Source organism: Sphingopyxis sp. Root154, from assembly GCF_001427105.1.
In the GTDB taxonomy this organism is placed as follows: Bacteria; Pseudomonadota; Alphaproteobacteria; order Sphingomonadales; family Sphingomonadaceae; genus Sphingopyxis.
The window spans coordinates 765,739-778,069 of record NZ_LMGI01000001.1 but is presented as its reverse complement, the minus strand read 5'-3'; the positions used below and the strand labels follow the sequence as shown (position 1 = coordinate 778,069).

9 protein-coding genes are annotated in these 12,331 nt (G+C 63.2%); 3 read left to right on the top strand and 6 right to left on the bottom strand.

The annotated features are described in order from the left end of the window. Nucleotides 1–78: 78 nt before the first annotated feature. The 6 genes from ASD73_RS03455 to ASD73_RS03430 form a co-directional block, all read right to left on the bottom strand. Nucleotides 79–924, bottom strand: a complete 846-nt coding sequence (locus tag ASD73_RS03455) for an AAA family ATPase (RefSeq protein WP_056369114.1) — start codon at nt 922–924, stop codon at nt 79–81. 124 nt (nt 925–1,048) lie between these two features. Continuing rightward, entirely contained in the window at nt 1,049–1,720 is a 672-nt protein-coding gene (locus ASD73_RS03450; protein WP_056370336.1) for a DUF6975 family protein, read from the bottom strand. 298 nt (nt 1,721–2,018) lie between these two features. Next, nucleotides 2,019–2,309 (bottom strand): PspC domain-containing protein, encoded by a 291-nt coding sequence (locus ASD73_RS03445; protein WP_056370338.1) that lies wholly within the window; start codon nt 2,307–2,309, stop codon nt 2,019–2,021. Nucleotides 2,310–2,685: 376 nt separating this feature from the next. Then, complete coding sequence (rpoD, locus tag ASD73_RS03440; protein WP_056369115.1) at nt 2,686–4,713, bottom strand: RNA polymerase sigma factor RpoD; 2,028 nt, start codon at nt 4,711–4,713, stop codon at nt 2,686–2,688. Nucleotides 4,714–4,747: 34 nt separating this feature from the next. Further along, nucleotides 4,748–6,631 (bottom strand): DNA primase, encoded by a 1,884-nt coding sequence (gene dnaG / locus ASD73_RS03435; protein WP_056369116.1) that lies wholly within the window; start codon nt 6,629–6,631, stop codon nt 4,748–4,750. 55 nt (nt 6,632–6,686) lie between these two features. Then, the gene (locus tag ASD73_RS03430) at nt 6,687–7,139 is read right to left on the bottom strand and encodes a GatB/YqeY domain-containing protein (RefSeq protein WP_056369117.1); all 453 of its coding nucleotides are present in this window, start codon (nt 7,137–7,139) and stop codon (nt 6,687–6,689) included. A 131-nt stretch (nt 7,140–7,270) separates the two neighbouring features. Here ASD73_RS03430 and carA point away from each other — a divergent pair, with 131 nt between their 5' ends. Genes carA through carB form a run of 3 tightly spaced genes read left to right on the top strand, consistent with a single transcriptional unit; the run spans nt 7,271 to nt 12,302 of the window. Continuing rightward, on the top strand, nt 7,271–8,443 hold the full coding sequence (carA, locus tag ASD73_RS03425; RefSeq protein ID WP_056369119.1) for a glutamine-hydrolyzing carbamoyl-phosphate synthase small subunit: 1,173 nt from the start codon (nt 7,271–7,273) through the stop codon (nt 8,441–8,443). Then, entirely contained in the window at nt 8,440–8,982 is a 543-nt protein-coding gene (locus ASD73_RS03420) for a hypothetical protein (protein ID WP_056369121.1), read from the top strand. Before carA ends, ASD73_RS03420 begins: the two co-directional genes overlap by 4 nt. Next, nucleotides 8,982–12,302 carry a carbamoyl-phosphate synthase large subunit gene (carB, locus tag ASD73_RS03415; RefSeq protein ID WP_056369122.1) on the top strand — a complete coding sequence of 1,107 codons (3,321 nt, stop codon included), beginning with the start codon at nt 8,982–8,984 and terminating at the stop codon, nt 12,300–12,302. Before ASD73_RS03420 ends, carB begins: the two co-directional genes overlap by 1 nt. The last annotated feature ends 29 nt before the right edge of the window (nt 12,303–12,331 follow it).

Genomic DNA, 12,331 nt, shown 5'->3' with positions numbered 1-12,331 from the left:
TCCCAGCGAAGGCTGGGATCGCTCAACCGGGAGCGCCTGGTCGATAGCGGTCCCAGCTTTCGCTGGGATGACGATAATTCAACTGCCCTGACGGCGCGCCATAAACGCCAGCTTTTCGAACAGCATCACATCCTGCTCATTTTTGAGCAGCGCGCCGTGGAGCGGCGGGATCGCCTTGCCGACGTCGCGGTTCTGCAGCACTTCGAGCGGCATGTCCTCGTTGAGCAGCAGCTTGAGCCAGTCGATCAACTCGCTCGTCGACGGTTTCTTCTTGAGCCCCGGGACTTCACGGACTTCGTAGAAGATATCCATCGCGCGGCTGACGAGCGTCTTCTGGATGCCGGGGAAATGGACCTCGACGATTTCGGCCATCGTGTCGCGGTCGGGGAATTTGATATAGTGGAAGAAACAGCGACGTAGGAAGGCGTCGGGCAGTTCTTTCTCGTTGTTCGAGGTGATGACGACGATCGGGCGTTCCTTCGCGGTCACCGTCTCGTCGGTCTCGTAGACATGGAAGGCCATGCGATCGAGTTCCTGGAGCAGGTCGTTCGGGAATTCGATGTCGGCCTTGTCGATCTCGTCGATCAGCAGCACGGGCAGCTTGGGCGAAGTGAACGCCTCCCACAATTTGCCCTTGCGGATATAGTTGCGGATGTCGTGGACGCGCTCTTCGCCGAGCTGACCGTCGCGCAGGCGCGCAACCGCGTCATATTCATACAGGCCCTGTTGGGCTTTCGTGGTCGATTTGATGTTCCATGTGATGAGCGGCGCATCGAATGCCTTGGCGATCTCCTCGGCGAGCACGGTCTTGCCGGTGCCGGGTTCGCCCTTCACGAGCAAGGGGCGGCGCAGCAGGGTCGCGGCGTTGACCGCGACCTTCAGGTCGTCGGTGGCGATATAGGCGCTGGTGCCTTCGAAACGCATCGGCTCTTTCCCTTAACGTGAACGTCAAGCGGGCATAGCGGGGGTGGCGGAGCGGTGCAAGCGGACGCTTCTTCTCCCCTTCCGCTTGGGGAGGGGGAACTTAACGCGTCCAGTTGCTCGTTATTTAAGGATGCAGGCGGCTGGCGGCGCGTGCCGCCATCAGGTCCCACAGGCCGCTGTGCTGGGTGATCAGCTGCTGTGCACCGAACACCATCGCGCGTTCCACCGCAGGCGTTCCGCCGACGGTTGCGGCGAGCCGGGCGGTTTCGCGAAGGTCGGGAAGGGTGCAGGTCGGTGGGCTGAGGTCGAGCCGCAGCGCGCTGATGTCGAGCAGGACGCGGATCGTCCGCCAATCGAGCGTCAGCGCGATCGCCGCGCCGAGCGCGCAGCCGTGGCGGTCCGACTCGGCAAGCATGTCGATCGCCTTGCGCTGCGCGGCGACTGCGGCCTCGCATTGCGCCTGCCCCTGCGTGCTCGGCACCGGGCCGACCGCCGAGGCGATCTTGGTCAGGAAGGCGCGTTCCTGGACGAAAGCGTCGGCCGCTTCACCCATCCACTGGCGCGACGCGGGGTCGACCGCCTTGCGCGCGGCATTGTCGATCACGCCCGGATAACGGCCGTGGAGCAGGCAGAGAAAATGCACCGCGTCGGCGAGGTTGCGCATCGCTTCGGGCCCGCTCGACAGTGCGCCCGAGCGGACGTGCGGATGCGCGCCGGTGCCGTCGCTGGCGACCAGCGCATCGAGCAATTCGGCGACGCCGCGCGTCTGTGCTTGGGGCTGGGGCGACTGGCTCAAGGCTTGATCCTCGCTGTGGCGGGGCGCCGGCGCCCAAGCCAATGGAATTACAGCGATCGGTCATAGATCAACGTCGTAAACGACGCGTTTATGCGTGGCGATTGATTTGCCCCCGATTTGTCCATGACTGTTCCAGCCGGGGACAAAACGTTCGGGAAACAAGGCAATCGGGAATAAAAGCAAAGGGACCGGCAAGCCCCGGGGAGAAGCTTGCCGGTCCGATCTATGGCACCAGTGGACGCCATAAAGGACGGGGGTTGGCCGGACTTAGAAGGAGAGGGCGTCCGGCCGGTTGCGCTTAAGCTGCGAGGGCGAGTTCCCCGGTTTTTTCAATCTGCGGCGCGGCGACGTCGATCGCGTTCGGCATGGGCTGGGCAGCCGCCTTTGCGGGGAAGATCAGGCGCGATGTGAGGACGGCCAGGCCAAGGGCGAAATAGCCGATGAAGGTCTGGACCGGGAAGAAGAAGAGCGGCGCCACGAAGGCGAGGCGCAGCCACAGCGGGTTGAAGCCAAAATCCTGGCCAACGGCCTCGCAGATACCGAAGAAGGTATCCCGGCGGCGGAAGAGGTTGGTGGTTTCGTTTTCCATCTTTTTTTGTCTTTCCCTTTGGCTGCAGGCACTGCCCCGCGCCGATGCCGAATGCATCGCAAAGGTCGTGCCAATTTTTGCGAGCCCCAGATTTCCGAGCTTTTTTGTGTCAGCCGCGTTGAACGGCCTGCTCCGGATCGTGAATCAATCCCCATCTTGTGGGAATGATTGCCATTTGATGGGGGGCACCTGAACCACTCATGAAGCCCCCCCATCGCGTGACGAGCGCTATCTGGTGGACAAATATGAAGATTTAAAGATCGCCGGCAAAATAATTGTGCAGCGCAGCATTCGGGCAACGCTTTGATCGAAAGCGCAAAACAAAACACCCCGCCGGTGAGGGCGGGGCGTCTGGTGTGCGGAAGACCCGAAGGGCTTACTGGTCGAGGAAGCTGCGCATCTTGCGGCTGCGCGAGGGGTGCTTCAGCTTGCGGAGCGCCTTCGCCTCGATCTGGCGAATACGTTCGCGCGTCACGCTGAACTGCTGGCCCACCTCTTCGAGGGTGTGGTCGGTGTTCATCCCGATGCCGAAGCGCATGCGCAGCACGCGCTCTTCGCGCGGGGTGAGCGACGCAAGGACACGGGTGACCGTTTCCTTGAGGTTCGACTGGACTGCAGCGTCGACCGGGATGACCGCATTCTTGTCCTCGATGAAATCGCCGAGGTGGCTGTCTTCCTCGTCGCCGATCGGCGTTTCGAGGCTGATCGGCTCCTTGGCGATCTTCATCACCTTGCGGACCTTTTCGAGCGGCATCGACAGACGCTCGGCCATCTCCTCCGGCGTCGGCTCGCGGCCGCTTTCGTGGAGGAACTGGCGGCTGCAGCGCACGAGCTTGTTGATCGTCTCGATCATATGGACCGGGATACGGATCGTGCGCGCCTGGTCGGCGATCGAGCGGGTGATCGCCTGACGGATCCACCAGGTCGCGTAGGTACTGAACTTGTAGCCGCGGCGATACTCGAACTTGTCGACCGCCTTCATCAGGCCGATATTGCCTTCCTGAATGAGGTCGAGGAACTGCAGGCCGCGGTTCGTGTATTTCTTGGCGATCGAGATCACGAGGCGCAGGTTCGCCTCGACCATTTCCTTCTTGGCGATCCGCGCTTCGCGCTCGCCCTTCTGGACCATGTTCACGACGCGGCGGAATTCGGTCAGGCTCATGCCTGCCGCCTGCGCGATTTCGCTGATTTCGATACGGATGCGGTCGACCGCGCCGGCTTCATTCTCGGCGAAGGCGGCCCATTTCTTGTCGAGCCCGCTGACGCTCTCGATCCAATTTTCTTCAAGCTCGCGCCCGACATAATTATCGAGGAACGACTTGCGCGGCACCTTGTGGCGCTCGGCAAGGCGCAGCATCTGGCCGCCGAGTGCGGTCAGGCGGCGGTTATAGCTGTAGAGCTGGTCGACGAGATATTCGATCTTCGTGTTGTGGAACTGCACACTCTCGACCTGCGCGGTGAGTTCCTCGCGCAGCTTGTGATATTTCTTTTCCGATGCCGAGGGGAATTCGCCCGCCGTCGACAAAGCCTCGAGCCGCGCTTCCTGCAGCTTGGAGAAGGCCTTGAAGCTCTTGGTGATGTTCGCGAACTTTTCGAGTGCGTCGGGCTTCAGCAGCTCTTCCATCGCTGCGAGGCTGAGGGTGTTGTCTTCCTCATCCTCTTCGAAGGTCTCGCGCTTACCCGACGAGCCTTCGCCGTCCTCGTCGTCGCCGTCGGCCGCGGGTTCTTCCTCGACCTCGTCCTCGTCCTTGAACGAGACGCCGGCGGTCTTTTCGCTGATTTCGCCGTTGTCCTCGGCGCCCTCTTCCTCGAGATTTTCGGGAACGGGGTCTTTCGAGAGCATCGCTTCGAGATCGACGATCTCGCGCAGCTGCATGTCGCCATTGTTCAGCGCGGTCGACCAGTCGATGATCGCGTTGAAGGTCAGCGGGCTTTCGCAAAGCCCGAGGATCATCGTGTCGCGGCCCGCCTCGATGCGCTTCGCGATCGCGATTTCGCCTTCGCGGCTGAGCAACTCGACCGCGCCCATTTCGCGCAGGTACATGCGAACGGGATCGTCGGTGCGATCGACCGTTTCCTTCTTCTTTTCGATCGCCGGGTTCGAAACCGAACCGGTGCCGGCGCTGACGTCGACTTCGTCGTCGGGTTCGGCGTCGGCCTCTTCCTGCACATCCTCGTCGCTTTCGACGATGTTGATGCCCATGTCGGAGATCGCCGACATGATATCCTCGATCTGCTCGGACGACATCTCGTCCTGCGGCAGCGCCGCATTCAGCTCGTCATAGGTCAGGTAACCGCGCTTCTTGCCGCGCGCGATCAGCTTTTTGACGTCCGCCTCGTTGAGGTCGATCAGCGGACCGTCGGTGTCGGTATCGGTGTCGGCTGCGGTGCTTTTGGTGGCCATATATTGTTCCTGCCTGCGGGCATTAAAGTGGTCGTTACTGGTCGCTGCTGTCCGACAGCGCGGACAGGCGGCGGGTCAAATCCTCGTCCATCGCACGCAGCTTTTGCTGCCTTGCATGGCCTTCATCGTCCATCGAGCGCATGTAATCCGCGGTGGCTTCGGCAAGCCGGGTGCGGATTTCCGGCTGGGTGACCAGCACGCCGATATATTCATCAAGGTCGCGCAACGCGGTTTCCCGTATTGCATCAACTTCTTCGCCTTCAAGCCTGCGATTGAACGAGAAGTGCATTCCGTCGGCTCTGAGCAATGTCATCGCCCTATTATACACTTTCATTGGCTCCAATATGGCAAGCAACCCCTCGCAATCAAGCCCTTCCTGACGCATTGCACTGTCAAGCATTACGCCGAGCAGTTCGGCGTCGCTTGAATCGCTCACCGGCAGCCGCGTCAATGCCTCCTCGTTGCGCCGGAGCGCCTCGGGGTAACGCAGCAATCCACCGATCAGCGCCGCGACATAAGGCGCCGAAATCCCGGCCTGCCCGATGGAACGCGTCTCGTCGGCCGGAGGTTGCAATCGCGGGTCGGGGCCGAAGCGTCGATTGCCAGCGCCCCGAGGCGGGTTCGACGTCCAGGGCTGGCGCTGGGCGCGCTCGGGTTGCTTGCGCGCGAACAGCGTATCGAGCCGCTCGCGGAACGCCTCGCGATAATGGTGGCGGACGTCGGCGTCCTCGATCGCGTCGGCGTGGGCGAGCAGGCGGGTCTTGAGCGCGGCGCGTTCCTCGGGGGTCGCGAGCGGCCCCGCCGCGACCTCATGCGCCCAAAGCCGTTCGACGAGCGGCTGCGTCTCGTCGAGGATGGCGTTGAACCCATCGGCGCCGCGCGCGCGGACGATATCGTCGGGATCCTGTCCCGCAGGCAGCGTCGCAAAGGCGAGGCTGAAACCGGGGCGGAGGAGGGGGAGCGCGCGCATCGCGGCGCGCATCGCGGCCTTCTGTCCCGCGGCATCGCCGTCGAAGCAGAGCACCGGCACCGGCACCATCCGCCAGATGAGGCCAAGCTGCGCCTCGGTCAGCGCGGTACCGAGCGGCGCGACCGCGTCGGCGATCCCCGCCTCGGCGAGCGCGATCACGTCCATATAGCCTTCGACGACGATGATCCGGTTCGTCTGCCGCGACGCCGGCGACGCCTTGTCGATATTGTAGAGGACGCGGCCCTTGTCGAACAAGGGCGTGTCGGGCGAGTTCAGATATTTGGGCTCGCCGTCACCGAGTATGCGGCCGCCGAACGCGATGACGCGCCCACGCGCGTCGCGGATCGGGATCATCAAGCGGCCACGGAAGCGGTCGTAAGGTTCCTTGTCGTCGACCGCGATCAGCATCCCCGATTCGACGAGCATCGCGGTCGGGAATTTCTTGAGCGCCTCTTTGAGCGCGCTGCGGCTATCGGGCGCGAGACCGAAGCCAAACGCCTTGCGTGTCGCCTCCGAAATGCCGCGCTTGGCGAGATATTCGCGCGCCGGGGCGCCGTTGCTGCTGCCGAGTTGCTGCGTGAACCAGTCGGCGGCGCCCTGCACGACATCGCGGAGGCTCGCCGCCTCCTCGGCCTTTTTCGCGGCGCGCGGGTCGGCGGCGGGGACCTCCATCCCGGCCTCGGCGGCAAGCTCCTTCACTGCATCCATGAACGACAGCCCGCGCTGGTCGGTCATCCAGCGGATCGCGTCGCCATGCGCCGAGCAGCCAAAGCAGTGGTAGAAGCCCTTCTCGTCGTTGATCGTGAAGCTGGGCGTCTTCTCGTTATGGAAGGGGCAGCACGCCTTATACTCGCGCCCCGCACGCGTGACCTTCACCGTCCGCCCGATGAGGGTCGACAGCGTGACGCGCGATCGCAGTTCGTCCAGCCATTGCGGGGTGAGGCTCATCGTCGAAATATGCCCACGCCCGCCCACGCCCGCAAGCGGGCGAGTGGGGCGAAGATCAGGACAGTGCCGCCTTCACCCAGCCCGACGCCTTGCTCATATCGAGCTGGCTCCCAAGCCGGTCCTTCACCGCGGCCATAACCTTACCCATATCCTTCAGGCTCTCGGCACCCAGCTCCACCACGATCGCCTTGATCGCCGCGGTCGCTTCATCGTCGCTCAGCTGCGCGGGCAGGAAGTCCTCGATCACGACGACTTCGGCGGCCTCTATGTCGGCGAGTTCCTGGCGGCCGCCCTGCTCGTACATGGTGATCGATTCGCGGCGCTGCTTGACCATTTTCTGAAGGACGTCGGTGACGAGCACATCGTCGTCGGCCGGCGCGGTGCCGGTGCGGAGCTCGATGTCCTTGTCCTTGATCTTGGCCAGCATCAGCCGGATGGTGCCGAGCCGCGCCTTGTCGCCGCTTTTCATCGCAGCCACCTGCGCAGCCTTGATGTCGTCACGAATCATACGTGTCCCCATGCGCTGCAAATTTCGGAAAGGCCCTCTCTAGCGAGAAGTTTCCTAATCCGATAGCTTGTGAATCACTTTTTTGGCGCCTACTTGGTCGGCCGTTTAGCCCCCCGTCCGGAGCATGTTGAATGGCACCAGCCAACCCCTCTGCCGCGCCCAAAAGCCAGCCATCTGGCGCCACTGGCGTCCTTGTCCTCGCCGATGGCACGATCCTGTGGGGCGTGGGTTACGGCGCGAGCGGCGCCGCTGTGGGCGAGATTTGTTTCAATACGTCGATGACGGGCTATCAGGAAATCCTGACCGACCCCAGCTATGCGGGCCAGATCGTCACCTTCACCTTCCCGCATATCGGCAATGTCGGCGCGAACCCCGAGGATATGGAACGCGGCGTCCACGGTGCGCTCGGCGCGATCACGCGCGAACTGCCGACGCAGCCGAGCAACTTCCGCAGCGTCCAGACGCTGCCCGAATGGATGGCGGAGCAGGGCGTGATCGGGCTGGCCGGGATCGACACGCGCGCGCTCACCCGCCGCATCCGCGATGCGGGCGCGCCGAACGGGGTGATCGCTCATAGCCCCGACGGCAAGTTCGACATCGACGAACTGCTTGCCAAGGCGCGCGGCTGGGCCGGGCTGGAGGGTATGGACCTCGCGAAGGAAGTCAGCCGCACCGACACCGGCGACTGGACCGGCGGCGCGTGGACGCTGGGCCACGGCTATGCGACCGAAGAGGGCGGCGAGCGGCCGCATGTCGTCGCGATCGACTATGGCGCAAAGGACAATATCTTCCGCAACCTCGTGAAAGCCGGCGCGCGCGTCACCGTGGTGCCCGCGACCGCGAGCCTCGACGAGGTGCTGGGGCATCAGCCCGCGGGCGTGTTCCTGTCGAACGGCCCCGGCGATCCCGCCGCGACGGGCGACTATGCGGTGCCGGTGATCCAAGGGCTGCTCGAACGCGACGTGCCGATCTTCGGCATCTGCCTCGGCCACCAGATGCTCGGTATCGCGGCGGGCGCCAAGACGGTGAAGATGCATCAGGGCCATCGCGGCGCGAACCATCCGGTGCAGCGTGCCGAAGACGGCGTGGTCGAGATCACCAGCATGAACCACGGCTTCGCGGTCGACGCGGCGACGCTGCCCAAGGGCGTGGTCGAAACGCACAAGAGCCTGTTCGACGGATCAAACTGCGGCATCGCGATCACGGGCAAGAACGCGTTCAGCGTGCAATATCACCCCGAGGCTAGCCCGGGGCCGCAGGACAGCTTTTATCTGTTCGAGAAGTTCGTGCAGGGCCTTGGATGAAAGTCCTGCTGCTCTCATTTCTGATCGGCGCGCTCGCCGTCTATTCCTATGCCGCATTTAGCGGATATGGAAATCCGTGGCGCGATGTGACCTATTCGACTCCCAGCGGTAAGCGCCTTCAAGGCAAAGCCTTCTTCCTCGATAAATGTGTTTCCAACACACGGGGAGAAATATGCGAGTTGCGGAAGAAATATGCGAGAACGCTGATGTTCGTGCAGGGTGACGGGGTTCAGGGCTATCCGGGTGCCATTCGAGGCGAGGGTAAGCCGCCGATCAAGTTGTTTGCGAAACTTCGCCGGAAAGTCGTGGGCGATCCGGACCTACTTCTGGAGGCCGTTAAATCCTGTACGGACTCCTTCGTCCATGTGGAATATCGTTGGCACTCCGAAGCCATTATAGTTCCCGAAACTTCAGATAATTTGTCGACGGTCAGATGCGTGAAGTCAGACCTTTATGGGGCCTTTTCCGCTGGCCTTGGAAACCCGCTGCGCGGCGACGCTGACACCACCTTCTTCAAGAGTTTAGAGACAGCAAAATAATGCCCAAAAGAACCGACATCCAATCCATCCTCGTCATCGGCGCCGGCCCGATCGTTATCGGTCAGGCGTGCGAGTTCGACTATTCGGGGACGCAGGCGATCAAGGCGTTGAAGGAGGAGGGCTATCGCATCGTCCTCGTCAATTCCAACCCGGCGACGATCATGACCGATCCCGACCTCGCCGACGCCACGTACGTGGAGCCGATCACGCCCGAGATCGTCGCGAAGATCATCGCGAAGGAGCGCCCCGACGCCGTCCTGCCGACGATGGGCGGACAGACCGCGCTCAACACCGCGCTCGCTTTGTTCAACGACGGGACGCTGGAGAAATATGGCGTCGAGATGATCGGCGCCGATGCCGAGGCGATCGACAAGGCCGAGGACCGCATCAAGTTTCGCGACGCGATGGACAAGATCGGGCTGGAAAGCGCGCGCAGCGGCATTGCGCACACGCTCGACGAGGCGTTTGCGGTGCTCGAACGCACGGGCCTGCCGTCGATCATCCGCCCAAGCTTCACCATGGGCGGCACCGGCGGCGGCATCGCGTATAACCGCGAGGAGTTCGAACATATCGTCCGCGGCGGCCTGATCGCCTCGCCGACCACCGAAGTCCTGATCGAGGAATCGCTCCTCGGCTGGAAAGAATATGAGATGGAGGTGGTGCGCGACCGCAAGGACAATTGCATCATCATCTGCTCGATCGAAAATGTCGATCCGATGGGCGTCCACACGGGCGACAGCATCACCGTCGCGCCGGCGCTGACGCTGACCGACAAGGAATATCAGATCATGCGTAACGCGAGCATCGCGGTGCTGCGCGAGATCGGGGTCGAAACCGGCGGGTCGAACGTCCAGTTCGCGGTCAATCCGAAGGATGGCCGCCTGATCGTGATCGAGATGAATCCGCGCGTGTCGCGCTCGTCGGCGCTCGCGTCGAAGGCGACGGGCTTCCCGATCGCCAAGGTCGCGGCGAAGCTCGCGGTCGGCTACACGCTCGACGAGATCATGAACGATATCACCGGGGTCACCCCCGCATCGTTCGAACCGACGATCGACTATGTCGTCACCAAGATCCCGCGCTTCGCGTTCGAAAAGTTCAAGGGCGCCGAGGCGACGCTGTCGACCGCGATGAAGTCGGTCGGCGAGGTGATGGCGATCGGCCGCACGATCCACGAAAGCCTGCAAAAGGCGCTGCGCGGGCTGGAGACGGGGCTTAGCGGCTTCAACTTCGTCGACCGGCTCAAAGGCGCGACGCACGACCAGCTGCGCAGCGAGCTCGCTAAAGCAACCCCCGACCGGCTGCTCAACGCCGCGCAGGCGATCCGCGAAGGGCTGCCGCTTGCCGAGATCAACCGCGTTGCGGGTTACGACATGTGGTTCCTCGAACGCATCGCCGAGATCGTCGAAGCCGAGCAGGAGGTATGCCGCGAGGGTCTGCCCCGCGACGCCGAGGGGCTGCGTAAATTGAAGGCGATGGGCTTCTCCGACAAGCGGCTCGCCTATCTGGCGCTCCAGTCGGCGAACCTCCACCCCGGCACGCGCCGCGCGACCGCGCGCGGCAGCGGGCTGATCCACGAAGCGGTGAAGGCGATGACCGGCGGCGTTACCGAAGCCGAGGTGCGCGCGCTGCGCCACAAGCTCGGCGTGCGTCCGGTGTTCAAGATGATCGACACCTGCGCCGCCGAATTCGCGGCAAAGACGCCCTATCTCTATTCGACCTATGAAGCCCCGACCTTCGGCGAGCCCGAGAATGAGGCGAACCCGTCGGATCGCCAGAAGGTCGTCATCCTCGGCGGCGGCCCGAACCGTATCGGGCAGGGGATCGAGTTCGATTATTGTTGTTGCCACGCCTGCTTCGCGCTCGAAGAGGCCGGCTATGAAACGATCATGATCAACTGCAACCCGGAGACGGTGTCGACCGATTATGACACGTCGGACCGCCTCTATTTCGAACCGCTGACCGCTGAGGATGTGCTCGAGATTCTGCACGTCGAGCAGTCGAAGGGCACGCTCGTTGGGGTGATTGTCCAGTTCGGCGGGCAGACGCCGCTCAAGCTCGCGCAGGCGCTGTCCGACGCGGGTATACCGATCCTTGGCACGTCGCCCGACGCGATCGACCTGGCCGAAGATCGCGAGCGTTTCGCGGCGCTTGTGAACAAGCTTGGCCTGAAACAGCCCGAAAACGGCATTGCGCGCAGCCGCGAGGAAGCGATCGCAGTCGCGACGCGCATCGGTTACCCGGTGCTGACGCGTCCGTCCTATGTCCTCGGCGGCCGCGCGATGGAAATCGTCGACGATCAGGCGCAGCTCGAAAATTATATCGAGACCGCGGTGCAGGTATCGGGCGACTCGCCGGTGCTGATCGACCGCTATCTGCGCGACGCAATCGAGGTCGATGTCGATGCGCTGTGCGACGGCATCGATGTGGTCGTCGCGGGCGTGCTCCAGCATATCGAGGAAGCCGGGGTCCATTCGGGTGACAGCGCCTGCTCGATCCCGCCGTACAGCCTGTCCGCCGACATCGTCGCCGAAATCGAGCGGCAGACCGAAGCGCTCGCGCGTGCGTTGGAAGTCCGCGGCCTGATGAACATCCAGTTCGCGGTGAAGGGCGACGAGGTTTATCTGATCGAGGTCAACCCGCGCGCCAGCCGCACCGTGCCTTTCGTCGCCAAGGCCGTCGGTTCACCGATCGCCAAGATCGCGGCGCGCGTGATGGCGGGCGAAAAGCTCGCCGACCTGCCGAAGATCAACCGCGACATCAAGCACGTCGCGGTCAAGGAAGCGGTCTTCCCCTTCGCGCGCTTCCCCGGTACCGATCCGGTGCTGTCGCCCGAAATGAAGTCCACCGGCGAAGTCATGGGAATCGACAGCAATTTCAATCTCGCTTTCGCGAAGGCGCAGCTCGGCGCGGGCGACCGCCTGCCCACAACCGGGCGCGTGTTCGTGTCGGTGAAGGATAGCGACAAGCCGCGCATTCTCGATGCGGTGCGTCAGCTGACCGGCTGGGGCTGGCAGGTGATCGCGACTGGCGGCACGGCCGACTATCTCGTGGCCAATGGCATCGAGGTCGAGCGCGTGAACAAGGTCGCCGAAGGCCGTCCGCATATCGTCGACCGGATCAAGGACGGCGATGTGCAGCTGATCTTCAACACCACCGAAGGGTGGCAGTCGTTGCAGGACTCGCAGTCGATCCGCGCGTCGGCGCTCGCGGCCGACATCGCCTATTATACGACGGCTGCTGCGAGCGATGCATCGACGCAGGCGATCGGGGCGCTCCGCTCGCACTCTCTTGAAGTGAAGCCGCTTCAGGACTATTATTGAACCACCGCTCCACCCCCCGACATTGACGG